This is a genomic window from Brevibacterium sp. Marseille-P9724, assembly GCF_902500275.1.
GTDB lineage: Bacteria > Actinomycetota > Actinomycetes > Actinomycetales > Brevibacteriaceae > Brevibacterium.
This window is the reverse complement of record NZ_LR722991.1, coordinates 202,518-216,787: the sequence shown is the minus strand read 5'-3', so window position 1 is coordinate 216,787 and position 14,270 is coordinate 202,518. Positions and strand designations below refer to the sequence as shown.

Here is a 14,270-nt window from a genome sequence, read left to right as displayed (position 1 = left end):
TGGTCCGCTTGTCGGTGGCGCAGCCTGCGCTCACCCGAGCCCGTCAGCGGTAGTTGACGAACTGCAGGTCGACGTCGAGGTCTTTGCCCTTGAGCAGAGCGATCACCGCCTGCAGGTCGTCGCGCTTCTTCGAAGACACGCGCAGCTCGTCGCCCTGGATCTGCGGTTTAACGCCCTTGGGGCCCTCATCGCGGATGATCTTGGAGATCTCCTTGGCGGTCTTCTGCTCGATGCCCTCTTTGATTGCCGCTTCGATCCGGTACTCCTTGCCGGATGCGAAGGGTTCGCCCGCGTCGAGTGACTTCAGCGAAATTCCGCGGCGGACCAGTTTGGACTGGAAGACGTCGAGGACTGCGAGCACGCGCTCTTCCGAATTGGCCTTCATAAGCACCTTTTCGCCAGACCACTCAATCGAAGGGTCGACGCCCTTGAAGTCATAGCGGGAGTGGATTTCCTTTGCCGCCTGGTTCAGGGCGTTGTCCGCTTCCTGTTTGTCGACCTTGCTGACAATGTCAAAGCTTGAACCAGCCATGTGTGCCTCCTTGTTCGCCAACACGTCGCCCACAGTCTAAGCGCTAGGAGTCTGTGACGACGGGCTTCTTGGCGCCGGGTGCGAGTGTCATGGCAATCGTGATCGACACGACTGCACCGGCGGTGAGGATGCCCACCAGCACGAACACCTGGAAGAGCCCGGCCTCGTAGGGAGAAGACCCGCCGAACAGCGCGCCGACAAATGCGCCGGGCAGAGTGACAAGCCCCGTGGTTCGGGTGGTGTCGGTTGTCGGGACGATGGCGGAGTAGACGGCGGACCGGGCCAGGGGGCTGGTTGCCTGCCGAGGTGTCGCCCCCAGGGCGAGCCAGCCCTCGACTTCCGGCCAGCGATCGTGCAGCAGTTCGTTCAGCCTGCGCACCGTCAGCGTGGACAGGGTCATGCAGTTTCCGATGATGATCCCGCCGAGCGCCAAAAGGTACGACGGTGAGAACTCCAGGCCGCGCAGACCGAAGATCGTCACAAGAGTCACACCGGTCCCTAAGAACATGCCCAGGCCGATGACCGCGGCGGTTCTGCCGGTTCCCGTGGACCGGCCGAGTGCGCGAGCGCGCTTGAAGGCGGTCCACCAGGCAACCGAGAACATGAGCACCAGGAATGCCGCGACCCAGCCGGCTGAAGAAATGGCCCCCGTGAGAACGAAGGCGAGTACGGCCAGCTGGAGGGTGCCTCGGGCGACTGCGTACACCGGCGCCCAGGGCGCACGGATTCGGGCAGTCAGCAGAAGAACGGTCAGAACCGTCAGCAGCGCGATCAGGGCGGGGGCAGAAGACAGAAAATCAGCGGGCGCGGTCACACCGGGCAGTGTAGTCGGCAGATGCGTCGTAGAAGAGGATTTCGCTTTTCATTCTCGAACGTCTATAGTGTTACGAGTGCTCAGCCAAAAACGGAGCACAAACCCGGCAGATTGCCCGAGCGGCCAAAGGGATCTGACTGTAAATCAGACGGCATTGCCTTCGAAGGTTCGAATCCTTCATCTGCCACAGCCAAAGGCTCCGACCATGTGGTCGGAGCCTTTTGTGTACCCCCAGTTTCTGCGGCCGCGCACGGCTGTGGTCCAAATCATGGTCGCATGCACGCGAATTCAGGCAGAGGAATACTATTCACGTGAGACAGTGACAAGGTCCGGCCCGTTCGGGGTCCGATGCGAGGGGAGAAGCCGCGTGCCACTGGAAACCATTGACGACCTGCAGGAAAAGGTCATAGCCCGCAATCCAGCCGAACCCGAATTCCATCAGGCAGTCCGCGAAGTTCTCAGCTCACTGCGCGCGCTGGGCAATCGCCACCCGGAATACGCTGACGCGCGGATCGTCGCACAGATGTGCGAACCGGAACGCCAGCTGATCTTCCGCGTCCCGTGGGTCGATGACAAGGGTCAAGTGCAGGTCAACCGCGGTTTTCGCGTTGAATTCAATTCGGCTCTCGGTCCCTACAAGGGCGGGCTTCGCTTCCACCCGTCGGTCAACCTCGGAATCATCAAGTTCTTGGGATTTGAGCAGATCTTCAAGAACTCCCTGACGGGCCTGCCGATTGGCGGCGGCAAGGGCGGGGCTGATTTTGACCCGCACGGCAAATCTGACGACGAAGTGATGCGCTTCTGCCAGTCGTTTATGACTGAGCTCTACCGATATCTGGGCGAGTACACCGACGTCCCGGCCGGTGACATTGGTGTTGGATCGCGTGAGATCGGCTACCTGTTCGGCCAGTACAAGCGGATCACCAACCGCTACGAGTCCGGTGTTCTCACCGGCAAAGGGCTCTCCTGGGGCGGTTCGCTCGTCCGCACGGAGGCCACCGGCTACGGCTGTGCGATCTTCGCCGGGGAAATGCTTGCCAGCACCGGCGGTTCCTTTGACGGTGCGAAGGTCGGAGTTTCCGGGTCGGGCAATGTTGCGATCTTTGCAATCGAAAAGGTGCACCAGCTCGGTGGTCTGGCTGTGACCGCCAGTGACTCCGGCGGCTACGTCTATGATCCCGACGGCATTGACCTCGACCTGCTCAAGCAGATCAAACTCGAAGAGCGCGGCCGCATCAGCGAATACGCTGATCGCCGGGGCGGAAACGTGAAGTACGTCAAAAAAGGCTGCGTGTGGGAAGTCCCCGTCGACATTGCCCTGCCGTGCGCCACGCAGAACGAACTCGACGGCGCTTCTGCCGCGCAGCTGGTGAAAAACGGAGTGCGGGCTGTTGCCGAAGGCGCGAACATGCCGTGCACACATGACGCAGTGGGCGTATTCGCAGATGCCGGCGTGCCCTTCGGCCCCGGCAAGGCGGCCAATGCCGGCGGTGTCGCCACCTCTGCACTGGAAATGCAGCAGAACGCTGAGCGTGACTCGTGGACGTTCGAATACACGGAGGAGCGCCTGACGCAGATCATGAAGAACATCCACGAAACGTGCCTGGCAACCGCCGATAAATACAACCACCCTGGCAACTACGCGATGGGTGCGAACATTGCAGGCTTCCGCAAAGTCGCCGACGCAATGCTGGCCTTCGGGGTGGTGTGATGTTCACGCAGTTCCTTCGGGAGCGGGGTATTGACAGGGTCCCCGGCCGAGGCGGCAAGCCGTGGGCAATTGCCCACAGGGGGTATTCCTCCGCGGCACCTGAGAACACGATGGCGGCACTCGATGCGGCTCGTGCGCTGGAAGCCGATTTCATTGAGATCGATGTGCACCTGAGTGCTGATGGCACTCCGCTGGTTCTGCACGACCCGACTCTCAATCGCACAACGGACGCATCCGGTGCGGTTGCGAGTCTGTCGGACGAACAGATTTCTTTGGCCGATGCCGGGTCATGGCTTGGGCCGGGATTTGCCGGACAGCGGATTCCGCATTTGGATGCCGTTCTGTACAGCATGTCGTTTCGCGGCGGCTGGCTGCTGCTGGAGCTGAAGGGCGATTGGGAAGCCGGGGGAGTTGCTGCGGTTGTCGACCTCATTGCGCAGCACGGAATGGCTGACCGGGTGGTCCTCCAGAGCTTTTCGCAGCACACCCTGCACAACTGCCAGGCGGTTGCCGGGCACATTCCGCGAATCCTCCTGCGGATGGTGCCCAAAGAGGGCGATGTCGAATTGGTCCAGCGGCTTGAGGGAATCGGCTATGCGCCGTCCTTCCGCGGCTTCAAATCCCGCCGCGAACTGGTTGAGGAGATCAGCGAACTTGACCTGTGCGTCAACGTCCACACCGTTGACACCCCTGAAGGCTGGGATGCGCTTCTGTCAGCTGGCGTCAGCGGGATCATCACGAATCAGCTGGGTCGCCTACAGGGCTATCTGACAGCGAAGTTCGATGTTTGAGATGCGGGCTCAACAGCTGTGATGAAGGTCTCTGCGTGATCCCTCCGTGCGGATTTTGCATTCGCCAATCGGGTGTGTAGAGTTAAGTCTCGTTGCCCCAATAGCTCAGTCGGCAGAGCGTTTCCATGGTAAGGAAAAGGTCAAGGGTTCGATTCCCTTTTGGGGCTCTGGTGTAGTCACCGCGCTGCACTGTGGCGGGGTAGCTCAGGTGGTTAGAGCGCACGACTCATAATCGTGAGGTCGCGGGATCGAGCCCCGCTCCCGCTACTTGTCAAGGCTTCCAACAGTCCTCTGTTGGAAGCCTTTTTCTATGCCCGAATGCGTGGCGCCGCCGCCCGGTGGTGGTGTCGAGAGAGCGCTCGCCAACCGCTTAGACTTGATCCCTGAACGAGGAGGAAACTATGGCAGTCAACACGCAGCTGCAGGGGGCTGAATACCGCCTTCCGCAGCCGTACTTGGTTTCGCGCGAAGCGATCGCCGAATTCTCGCGCGCAACAGGAGCGCAGCACCCGGCCCACACAGATGCGCAAGTGGCTCGCGCGGCCGGATACGCCGATCTTGTCGCCCCGCCGACCTTCGCGGTGATTCCCGCCCAGCGCAGTGAACAGCGCTACATCTTCGATGAGAACTCCGGCATCGACTTCTCTCGGGTGGTCCACGGCGGAGAGCAGTTCACCTACAGCCGACCGATTGTCGCCGGTGATGAACTCGACTGTGTTACCCACATCGACGGTCTGCGCGAAGCCGGGGGCCACGCCATGATCACCACCCGAACCGAACTCACCGCAGGCGGCAATCACGTTGCCACCGTTACTTCGACCATTGTTGTGCGAGGAGGCGACGATGACTGACACCTCGAAATCTCCCGTGCTGACAGAACTTGAAGTCGGCCAGGAAGTGATCAGCCGCACCATCCCGATTTCGCGGGCGGACCTGGTCCGCTACGCGGGGGCTTCCGGTGACTACAACACGATTCACTGGAACGAGCGCTTTGCGCAGGAAGTCGGCCTGCCGAACGTCATTGCCCACGGCATGCTCACAATGGCCCTGGCCGTTGGCCCCGTCACGCAGTGGGCTGGTGACCCCGGCGCCGTGATCGACTACCGCACGCGGTTCACAAAGCCCGTTGTGGTGCCCGATGCTGAAAGCGGATCCCCCGAACAGCCCACGGTTGAACTGGCAGTCACTGCGGCTGTTGGGGCGATTGACGAAGAAAGCCGCACCGTGAGGCTTGACGTCGACGTCACAGCAGAAGGGATCAAGGTTCTTGGCCGCACCCAGGTGAAGGTGCGTCTGGCATGAGCGCACCGGTCAGCCTCGCCGAATACACAACCCTGCGAATCGGCGGCCCAGCGGCAAACACGGAAGTCCTCACAACCGAAAACGAACTCGTCGCATTTGCAGACGGATTTCGCCTCCAGGAAGGTCCGGCGCTCCTGATCGGCGGAGGTTCCAACCTCGTGTTGGCTGATGACGGCTTTGCCGGGCCCGTGGGCATTATCCGCACAGAGGGCGTTCAGCTCGAAAGGGGCCGCGGCGCGGCGCGGGTGACGGCCCACGCGGGCGAAGACTGGGACAGCTTCGTCGCTTGGACCATCGAGCAGGGTCTCACCGGCCTTGAGCCGCTGTCGGGAATCCCCGGCTCCGTGGGCGCTACGCCGATTCAGAACGTCGGAGCCTATGGCGCCGAGGTGGCCTCCACCATCGAATCGGTGTTTCTGTTCGACCGTGAATTCGGCCGCACCCACATTGTGCGCAAAGCAGAACTTGAGTTCGGCTACCGAACCTCGGTCCTCAAGCGCACAGCGCAGCACCACGGTCAGCCGCGCTACGTGGTCCTCTCGGTCACCTTCAGCCTGCCCAAAGCCGGCGATGCGGGTTCGGCAGTGCCCATCAAGTACGCGCAGTTGGCCAACGCGCTCGGCGTGGAAGTCGGAGGCGCCGCCAGCCCGACGGCTGTGCGCGAAGCCGTGCTCGAACTGCGCCGATCCAAGGGGATGGTCCTCGACCCCAGCGACCACGACACCTGGTCGGCCGGGTCTTTTTTCACCAACCCGATCCTCGATGTTGAGCAGGTGCCCCTTCCCGAAGGCGCACCGCGCTATGCCGTCGTCGACCCGAGCACGGGCAGAGACGACCCTTCGGCAGTCAAAACCTCCGCCGCGTGGCTCATTGAGCAGGCCGGTTTTGCCAAGGGCTTCAAGCTCGACGGTTCAAATGCCGCGCTGTCTGGCAAACACACGCTGGCGTTGACCAACAGGGGCGGTGCTCAGGCACAGGAAATCATCGAACTGGCACGGCACATTCGCGATGGCGTGCAGAGCAGATTCGGCATAACTCTGGTCCCAGAGCCGAACCTCGTGGGCCTGGAACTCTAGGCGCGCACGCGTTCAGTTCGACGCGAGCACACCGAGCGGCTAATATGTTGTGTCGGTGACGCCCCGTTTCGTCAGTCGCAGCATTGCGGCTATGATGATCCGGTGCTCGCTTAGGGGTGTGGCGCAATTGGTAGCGCAACGGTCTCCAAAACCGTAGGTTGCAGGTTCGAGTCCTGTCACCCCTGCTCTATTCCCGGCACAGCCGGGGAAGCCCGAAGGTTGGGAACGCAGACGGAAGAATGAGGACGAGTGGCTGAATCGCATGCAAGCTCTGAAAGAGCGCGGAAGAAGCGCGGTTTCTTCGGCGCGATCATTCAGTTCCTTCGCGAAGTCGTCGACCAGCTGAAGAAAGTCGTCACTCCCAGCCGCAAGGAGCTGATCAACTACACCCTCGTCGTTCTGGGCTTCGTCGCCGTCATGATGGTGCTCGTGACCATCCTCGACTTCGTGTTCGGCAAACTTGCCGGATTCATCTTTGCGGGCTCACCGCTGTGGCCGCTCTGGTAGCACCCGGGCACAGCAGGCCCACTGAACCTGACCCGCGCCGCCGACTGCGAAAACAAAGGAGAATCGGTGTCTGAGAACACTCCGGAAAACGTCGAAGCCGAACAGGCAGAGAACTTCGACCCTACAACGGGCGAAATTGCCGACGGCGCGGACGCTGCAGACCAGCAGTCTGCACCGGAAGTCGACCCGTTCGAAGAATTCAAGTCGGACCTTCGCATGAAGGACGGCGACTGGTACGTCATCCACTCCTACGCGGGCTACGAAAACCGCGTCAAGGTCAACCTGGAAAACCGTGCGGTATCGCTCAACGCCGAAGATGAAATCTTCGAAATCCAGGTGCCGATGGAAGAAGTCGTCGAAATCAAGAACGGCCAGCGCAAGACCGTGCGCCGCGTCCGCGTGCCCGGCTACGTGCTGGTGCGCATGGAGCTCACCGATGAATCGTGGGGCGTCGTCCGCCACACCCCGGGTGTCACGGGTTTTGTCGGCAACGCCTACGACCCCATCCCGCTGAGCATTGACGAAGTTGCGGGCATGCTCGCGCCGGTTTTCGAAGAACAGCAGGCCGAAGCTGCGAAGATCGCAGGCGAACAGGCCGCCGCGGATGGCGTGCCAATCGAAACCGAATTCGAAATCGGAGAATCCGTCATGGTCAAGGAGGGCTCTTTTGAAGGCCAGCCTGCCACCATTCAGGAAATTCGTCCCGAGCAGCAGAAGCTCACAGTGCTTCTGTCGATCTTCGAACGTGATGTCCCCGTGGAACTCGGATTCAACCAGGTTTCCAAAATCTGATACTGCGCTTACGCTCAAAGCGGGTGCCGGGCTGTTCGCCGGGCACCCGCTTCTGTGTTCCCTGGAGTCCGCATTTAACAAAAGTGTGCGACCGTGGAATAATGTTGTGGTTTGGACTCCGTCCGCCCTCATCGGAGCGGACAACCGCGTCCAAAGCCCACGGCCCTTCTGACCGTGGGAACACCTACCAGATTAAGGACCAACATGGCACCCAAGAAAAAGGCTGTCGGTCTGATCAAGCTGCAGATCCAGGCGGGCGCTGCTAACCCGGCACCCCCGGTCGGTCCTGCCCTTGGTCAGCACGGCGTGAACATCATGGAATTCTGCAAGGCCTACAACGCGGCCACAGAATCCATGCGCGGCAACATCGTTCCGGTTGAAATCACTGTCTACGAAGACCGCTCGTTCGACTTCATCACCAAGACCCCGCCGGCTGCTCAGCTGATCAAGAAGGCAGCTGGACTGAAGTCGGGTTCGGCAACCCCGCACACCGTCAAGGTCGGTCACCTGACCGCTGACCAGGTGCGCGAAATCGCCGAAACCAAGATGCCTGACCTCAACGCGAACGACATCGACGCCGCCTCCAAGATCGTGGCCGGCACCGCTCGCTCCATGGGCATCACCACCGACATCAAGGCCTGATCAGGCACACCCAAACGTGGTAGGGCCGGCGCGGCCCGCACCACAACTGCAAGGAGATAGCAGATGGCAAAGCGCTCAAAGGCCTACAGGGCCGCAGCCGAAAAAATCGCGGCTGACACTCACTACACCCCGGACCAGGCAGTAGCCCTGGCCAAGGAAACCGCCGTTTCGAAGTTCGACTCGACCGTCGAAGTTGCATTCCGTCTGGGCGTCGACCCCCGCAAGGCCGACCAGATGGTGCGCGGCACCGTGAACCTCCCGCACGGCACCGGCAAGACCGCTACGGTCCTGGTGTTCGCAGCCGGAGACCGTGCTGAAGCTGCCCGTGAAGCAGGTGCTGACTACGTCGGCTCCGATGACCTGCTGGAAAAGGTGGCCGGAGGCTTCACTGACTTCGACGCTGCTGTTGCAACCCCGGACATGATGGGCAAGGTCGGCCGTCTGGGTAAGGTTCTGGGTCCCCGCGGACTCATGCCGAACCCCAAGACCGGCACCGTCACCATGGACGTCGCGAAGGCTGTCCAGGACATCAAGGGCGGCAAGATCGAGTTCCGTGTTGACAAGCACGCGAACCTGCATTTCATCATCGGCAAGGCTTCGTTCTCGGAAGACCAGCTGCGCGAAAACTTCGCCGCCGCTGTCGAAGAGATCGCACGCCTCAAGCCGTCCTCGTCCAAGGGTCGCTACGTCAGCAAGGCAACGATCACCACGACCAACGGTCCGGCGATTCCGCTGGACGTTGCGTCCCTGCGCTGATCCTGCGGCCTCACCGGCCGGGAAACCGCAGCTGAGCATCAGGCCCGGGCGCTGAGTACAGTGCCCGGGCGACCACGAGCGGAGCTCGTCTTTCCAACGGGGATGCGAGCTCCGCCTCGTAGGGGCATGATTTGCGTTTCCCTGCAGAACTGCCCTACAATTGAATCTGCCCAAGACCGTCGGTCTCGGAAACCGCTGCGCGAGCAGCAGTGTCCGACGAAGACTCTCAGCGAGAGTGACCCGCGCAGGTGAGAACAAAGCTGAAAGCGCACATTGTGTGCCCTCAGCCGAACGCCAAGCGTTCCGCACCTGCCTGCGGAGCGCTTTTTGTTTTGGGCAAACCAACAGATGTATTGAAAGGAATACCATGGCGAGGCTTGACAAGGCAGCCGCGGTAAAGGAGATCAAAAACCGTTTTGACAACTCCTCCGCTGCAGTGCTGACCGAGTACCGTGGTCTCACAGTGGGCGAAATGCAGCAGCTGCGTCGTTCGCTGGGCGAGAACACCACCTACGCCGTGGTAAAGAACACGCTGACGGCCATCGCGGCTAAGGAAGCTGGAATCGACGCGTTTGAAGGTCTGCTTAACGGCCCGACCGCCATCGCGTTCATCGAAGGCGAACCTGTTGACGCTGCGAAGGCCCTGCGGGACTTTGCCAAGGCGAATCCCAAGCTGGTCATCAAGGGCGGTTACTTCGACGGTGCTGCTCTTACAGCTGAGGATGTTTCGAAGCTGGCGGAACTCGAATCTCGCGAGGTGCTGCTTGCCAAGGCAGCCGGCGCTATGAAGGGCAGCCTCTACAAGGCCGCCTACACGTTCACTGCACCCGCCGTCAAGGCGGTTCGCACCGTGGACGCTCTGCGCGCCAAGCAGGAATCGGAAGCCGCCTGAGCTTCATAACCACAAACCGGTTTTCCTACAGCCGAACAGCTGTAGACCCATTAATGGAAGGACTTTGCCACCATGGCTAAGCTCACCCCCGAAGAGCTCATTGAAGCTTTCAAGGAACTGACCCTCATCGAACTCAACGACTTCGTCAAGAAGTTCGAAGAAGAATTCGAAGTTGAAGCAGCTGCTCCGGTCGCTGCTGTTGCCGCTCCGGCTGCTGGCGGCGGCGACGCCGGCGGCGCTGCTGAAGAGCAGAGCGAATTCGACGTTGTCCTCGAATCCGCTGGCGACAAGAAGGTTCCGGTTATTAAGGAAGTCCGCGCTCTGACTTCGCTGGGCCTGAAGGAAGCCAAGGATCTCGTTGACTCGGCTCCCAAGCCGATCCTCGAAGGCGCTTCGAAGGAAGACGCTGAAAAGGCTAAGGAACAGCTCGAAGCTGCAGGCGCCACCGTCTCGCTCAAGTGATCATCGGTCACTGACTGTTCTACGACAGAACCCCCGGGAATTTCCCGGGGGTTCTGCTGTTGTTCGGCCCTTTGATTGACGAGGCGCCTTGTTTGACGAGGCGCCGCTCACCTTCTTTGCGAAAGCGCAGCCACGGATATGGGCACCGCGTGCTGCACGGGCGGCTATTCGTTCGCCAGTGCTTCTTGGGCTTCCTCGTAGCGCTGGCGGGCCAAGCGGGCTTCTTCCTGAGCCTTGGCGGCCTTTTCTTCGGCAGCGGCGAGGTCTTCCTTGGCTGTTGCGAGCAGTTCGTCGGCCTTGGTTGGCGCACTGTCGGATGTCTTGCTGCCTGCATCACCCGGCACGAAGAGGATGATGGAGGACAGCGCGATCAGGGCCATGACTAGTGTGGCGCCCAGGCCGAGCATGGCGGCTTCGCGGACTGCCGTGTTGTCTTGACGGCCCGTGAATTCAATGGCGTTGCCCAGCAGCGTGGAATCCGAGGTGGACAGGACGGTGTAGATGGTCGTCGGGATAGCGGCGCCGAAGGCGGCGCCAAGAGACGAAGCCATTTTGTACACACCAGAGCCTGCGCCGGCCTTGTCATCTGGCAGGGCACTCAGTGCTGCGTCGGTGGAAGGGGTGGCGTAGAAGGCCAGACCCAGTCCGAACAGGCTGAAGGCGATAATTGCCAGGACGAGGTAGGTCTGCGTCATCACGTTGGTGCCCATGAGCAGAATGATTGCGGCGATGACGATCATCGCGCCCCACATCATCGGCTTTTTAGCACCGAACCTCTGCAGCAGCTTCTCGCCGACGCGAATGAAGGCGATGATGAAGATCGCGTAGCCCAGTGTGTAGTACCCGGCTGTAGCCGCGTCCATTCCGGCTGCGTCCTGTAGCACCCAGAGGGTGACCGGGATAAGACCGGCGGTTGCATTGATCATGAGGTTGGAGATGGTCGCCCCTGTGAACACCGGGTTCTTGAACAGGGAGAAGTCCAACAGGGGCGCTTCACTCTTGTTTTCCACCCGAATGAACAGGGTCAATGCGATGATGGAAACAGCCAGGAGCGTCCATGTGATCCAGTTGGTCCAGCCGATGGTGGAACCCTGCGTGACGACCAGCAGGAGAGTCAGTACGAAGGTCGCCAGGGTGAAGATGCCGGGCACGTCCGTCTTTGCGCCTGCGTCCTTTGCCGGAGCATCCTCGGGAATCTGACGCATAAGCAGAATGGAAACTACGGAGATCAGCGCGCAGATGATGAAGATCGAACGCCATCCGAGTGCCGTGGAAGCCATGAAGCCGCCGAAGATAGCGGCCAGACCAGAGCCGCCCCACGAGCCGATGGACCACATGGATACGGCTCGCTGTCGTGCGGCTCCCTGCCAGTAGGTCTTGAGAAGTGCCATCGTGGCGGGCATGATGCAGGCTGCGGAAAGGCCCTGCAGGATGCGGCCGATGATCAGCATGACGTTGCCGACGCCGCCGGTGATGGCCAAACCGACCAGAAGGGAGCCGATGATTCCCAGGATGTTGCCGATTGTGGTCATCCGCACGCGGCCGATGCGGTCGGCAAAACCGCCGGCGACCACGATGAACATCCCGGAGAACAGGGCGGACAGGGAGATGGCGATGTTCATGACCGTCGCGGGCGTGTTGATGTCCTGGCCCATCGCCGGGCCGATGTTCAGTGTGGTCTGTGCGAAGAGCCAGAAGGTGATGACGGCAAGTACGATGCCCAAGAGGGCGGAGTCATTGCCTTTGAATTCTTTAGCCATTTCGACCGATTGTCTTGTAGTGGTCATGGCTTCATCCTTATTTGGTCAACCAGGCGGAAGCGGCAACAACGACTGCTTCTGCGCCGCGGTCGAGGGTGGGTTGGAGGTCGGGGGCGAAAGCCGGATTGTGGTTGCCGACTGCTCTGCTCATATCCGCAAAGCCGCCGAGGCCCCAGTAGCTGTAGGGCACGCCGAGTTCGTCCGGAATGATTGAGAAGTCCTCTGACGCTGGCACCGGGTCCAGGTCGCAGGCTTCTTCGCCGAAGTACGCGTCGAATGCCTTGCGGACGGTGTCTGTGGCATCCCCGTCGTTGTCGGTGAGGGGGTAGCGGTCGTAGTACGTGAATTCGGGTTCTTGGGGGCTGCGGGCAGCAGTGCACTCTGCTCGCACAATGCGCTCGATAGCCTCTTTCAGGTGTGCGCTGACATCGCTGCTGTAGGCGCGGGTGTTGATGAGCAGTTCGGCGGAATCGGTGATGATGTTGGACTTAGTGCCCGCGTGGATGGCTCCGACGGTCACCACTGCGGTTTCCTTGGCGGCGACTTCACGCGAGACGATGGTCTGAAGGCGCATCACGATGGTGGATGCCAAGACAACGGGATCGACGCCCAGTTCCGGCATGGAGCCGTGGGAGCCTTTGCCGTGCACGGTGACTTTGACTGAGAAAGCAGAAGAAAGCACCGGGCCGCGGCGAGTGCCCACGAAACCGCAGGGAAGGCTTGCCAGCACGTGCTGGCCGAGATGGACATCGGGCTGGGGCATTGCCTTCTTCAGGTCTGCTGCAAGCATTGCGCGTGCGCCTTCGGCGGTTTCTTCAGCGGGTTGGAAGACGCCGATGAATGTGCCGGACCACTGGTTCTTGTTGTCGTTGAAGGCCTGCAGTGCCGTCAGCAGCGACATGATGTGGAAGTCGTGGCCGCAAGCGTGGGCGACGGGGACTTCCGCGCCGGTCTTTTGGTCAACCTGCGTTGCTGTGGAGGCGTAGTCTTTGCCCGAGACTTCCTTGACCGGCAGCGCGTCTATGTCTGCGCGCATAGCCACGACGGGCCCGTCGCCGTTTTCAATGATGGCAAGCACACCGGTGTCTCCGATGCGGTGCGTGGAGATTTCTGAGGCTTCGAGCTCTTGCACGATCCGGTCTGCGGTGCCGTGCTCCTGCATGGAGAGCTCAGGGTGTTGGTGAAAGTATTTGTACAGTTCTTCGCGTTCAGATCGGGTAGACGCGAGGCCACCCAAAATCTTTCTGACGCTGTCAGTTGTGGTGGACATACTTCAATTATAGGCGGGCGTTAAGGCTACTGCCAGGGAATTCTCAGAAATTCACTTGCGCAGAAGCAGGCGTTCAGGTTCCGAATCTGGGTGGGATAGTCGGGAAGTCCCGGCTCAGGCGCATTCAGAGCTTGTGTCTTACGAGGTGCCGCTCACCTGATTCGCTTAGCTTCGCCGATCCCCGTGGTGGGAAGGTACGTGAACGGCTGTGCCTGGCGGGTGCTCACTTCGGCATCACCCCCTTCTGGGTCTGCCAGCTGTGCGGCGACTGCCGCGATGTCGTCTGCCTGAGCTTGGACGAATGCCCTGTCGACGGGTTGGCCGTGGCCGGGGCAGAAGACGCTGAGCCCATCGATGGTGAGGATCTCGCGCAGCGACTGCGCCCATGCGCTGGGCAGTGCGTCGTCACCGAACTGGGGCGGAGCACCCTCTTCGATGAGGTCTCCGACGATGAGCGCATCTGCCACCTGCAGAACGAGGTCGCTTTCCGTGCGTCCGCAGTATTCGTGCACTGTCACCTCGGCGCCGCCGAGGTCAATGGTGTCGCCACGGCCTATGATTCGCGTGGTTTTGACGACGAGTTCGGTCGGATCGGCTGGGAGCTCGGGTTCGTCGGCCGCGGGAACTTCCGCCAGCTGAAGCCATGCACTTGCAGCCTGGTCTTGAGCGAAGCGCTCTGAAGCGAAGAAGTCTTCAATTCCCTCGCTGCGCAGGTGGGCATTTCCGAAGAAGTGGTCCCAGTGGTCGTGCGTGTTGACTACGGCAATCGGCAGGCCGGTGATTCCACGCACGGCGGTCAGGATGCGCTGTGCTTGCCTGGGCCCCGAGCCGGTGTCCACCAGCAGCGCCTTGTCTGTGCCGACGACGAGGTAGCTGTTGACCGCGGCTGGGTCAGTTGTAATGACATAGATGCCGGTCTGCTGCGCTGAGCTGTCTGTCAAAGGCCCTCCGGTGGTTCTTGAA

At 61.0% G+C, this 14,270-nt stretch carries 16 protein-coding genes and 4 tRNA genes; 15 read left to right on the top strand and 5 right to left on the bottom strand.

The features are described 5' to 3' along the window. Positions 1-43: 43 nt before the first annotated feature. Both GC119_RS03805 and GC119_RS03800 read right to left on the bottom strand, forming a co-directional pair. Positions 44-532 (bottom strand): YajQ family cyclic di-GMP-binding protein, encoded by a 489-nt coding sequence (locus GC119_RS03805; RefSeq protein ID WP_070776544.1) that lies wholly within the window; start codon positions 530-532, stop codon positions 44-46. 43 nt (positions 533-575) lie between these two features. Further along, positions 576-1,346 (bottom strand): ABC transporter permease, encoded by a 771-nt coding sequence (locus GC119_RS03800; protein ID WP_218079158.1) that lies wholly within the window; start codon positions 1,344-1,346, stop codon positions 576-578. A gap of 105 nt (positions 1,347-1,451) precedes the next feature. Between GC119_RS03800 and GC119_RS03795 the strand changes: the two genes are divergently transcribed. The 15 genes from GC119_RS03795 (at position 1,452) to rplL (ending at position 10,277) form a co-directional block, all read left to right on the top strand. Continuing rightward, positions 1,452-1,533, top strand: a tRNA-Tyr gene (locus GC119_RS03795). Positions 1,534-1,719: 186 nt separating this feature from the next. Then, positions 1,720-3,057 carry an NADP-specific glutamate dehydrogenase gene (gene gdhA / locus GC119_RS03790; RefSeq protein WP_083304083.1) on the top strand — a complete coding sequence of 446 codons (1,338 nt, stop codon included), beginning with the start codon at positions 1,720-1,722 and terminating at the stop codon, positions 3,055-3,057. Further along, positions 3,057-3,848: a glycerophosphodiester phosphodiesterase gene (locus GC119_RS03785; RefSeq protein ID WP_176745876.1), complete on the top strand. Its 792-nt coding sequence runs from the start codon at positions 3,057-3,059 to the stop codon at positions 3,846-3,848. The genes gdhA and GC119_RS03785 overlap by 1 nt, the downstream gene beginning before the upstream one ends. Positions 3,849-3,942: 94 nt before the next feature. Beyond that, positions 3,943-4,015 (top strand) — tRNA-Thr (locus GC119_RS03780). Between the two features lie 26 nt (positions 4,016-4,041). Beyond that, a tRNA-Met gene (locus GC119_RS03775) sits at positions 4,042-4,115 on the top strand. Between the two features lie 134 nt (positions 4,116-4,249). Next, the gene (locus GC119_RS03770; RefSeq protein WP_151952469.1) at positions 4,250-4,699 is read left to right on the top strand and encodes a MaoC family dehydratase N-terminal domain-containing protein; all 450 of its coding nucleotides are present in this window, start codon (positions 4,250-4,252) and stop codon (positions 4,697-4,699) included. After that, positions 4,692-5,150: a MaoC family dehydratase gene (locus GC119_RS03765; protein WP_070573397.1), complete on the top strand. Its 459-nt coding sequence runs from the start codon at positions 4,692-4,694 to the stop codon at positions 5,148-5,150. The genes GC119_RS03770 and GC119_RS03765 overlap by 8 nt, the downstream gene beginning before the upstream one ends. After that, on the top strand, positions 5,147-6,226 hold the full coding sequence (locus tag GC119_RS03760; protein WP_151952468.1) for a UDP-N-acetylmuramate dehydrogenase: 1,080 nt from the start codon (positions 5,147-5,149) through the stop codon (positions 6,224-6,226). The genes GC119_RS03765 and GC119_RS03760 overlap by 4 nt, the downstream gene beginning before the upstream one ends. 112 nt (positions 6,227-6,338) lie before the next feature. Further along, positions 6,339-6,411, top strand: a tRNA-Trp gene (locus GC119_RS03755). A 64-nt stretch (positions 6,412-6,475) separates the two neighbouring features. After that, the gene (gene secE, locus GC119_RS03750; RefSeq protein ID WP_151952467.1) at positions 6,476-6,733 is read left to right on the top strand and encodes a preprotein translocase subunit SecE; all 258 of its coding nucleotides are present in this window, start codon (positions 6,476-6,478) and stop codon (positions 6,731-6,733) included. Between the two features lie 66 nt (positions 6,734-6,799). Then, positions 6,800-7,525, top strand: coding sequence for a transcription termination/antitermination protein NusG (gene nusG / locus GC119_RS03745; RefSeq protein WP_070573403.1), 726 nt, complete (start codon positions 6,800-6,802; stop codon positions 7,523-7,525). A 204-nt stretch (positions 7,526-7,729) separates the two neighbouring features. Further along, positions 7,730-8,167, top strand: coding sequence for a 50S ribosomal protein L11 (gene rplK, locus GC119_RS03740; protein WP_019174620.1), 438 nt, complete (start codon positions 7,730-7,732; stop codon positions 8,165-8,167). 63 nt (positions 8,168-8,230) lie between these two features. After that, positions 8,231-8,923 carry a 50S ribosomal protein L1 gene (rplA, locus tag GC119_RS03735; protein ID WP_070573405.1) on the top strand — a complete coding sequence of 231 codons (693 nt, stop codon included), beginning with the start codon at positions 8,231-8,233 and terminating at the stop codon, positions 8,921-8,923. Positions 8,924-9,290: 367 nt separating this feature from the next. Further along, a complete protein-coding gene (gene rplJ / locus GC119_RS03730) occupies positions 9,291-9,815 on the top strand; it encodes a 50S ribosomal protein L10 (protein WP_070573406.1) in 525 nt (174 codons plus the stop codon). A gap of 72 nt (positions 9,816-9,887) precedes the next feature. Next, the gene (gene rplL, locus GC119_RS03725; protein ID WP_070573410.1) at positions 9,888-10,277 is read left to right on the top strand and encodes a 50S ribosomal protein L7/L12; all 390 of its coding nucleotides are present in this window, start codon (positions 9,888-9,890) and stop codon (positions 10,275-10,277) included. Positions 10,278-10,441: 164 nt separating this feature from the next. On the opposite strand, the gene GC119_RS03720 is transcribed toward rplL, so the two are convergent. From GC119_RS03720 to GC119_RS03710, 3 genes are all read right to left on the bottom strand, one after another. Then, on the bottom strand, positions 10,442-12,064 hold the full coding sequence (locus GC119_RS03720; protein WP_151952466.1) for an MFS transporter: 1,623 nt from the start codon (positions 12,062-12,064) through the stop codon (positions 10,442-10,444). Between the two features lie 10 nt (positions 12,065-12,074). Beyond that, a complete protein-coding gene (locus GC119_RS03715; RefSeq protein ID WP_151952465.1) occupies positions 12,075-13,307 on the bottom strand; it encodes an amidohydrolase in 1,233 nt (410 codons plus the stop codon). A gap of 152 nt (positions 13,308-13,459) precedes the next feature. Next, positions 13,460-14,248, bottom strand: coding sequence for an MBL fold metallo-hydrolase (locus GC119_RS03710; RefSeq protein WP_151952464.1), 789 nt, complete (start codon positions 14,246-14,248; stop codon positions 13,460-13,462). Between the last annotated feature and the right edge of the window lie 22 nt (positions 14,249-14,270).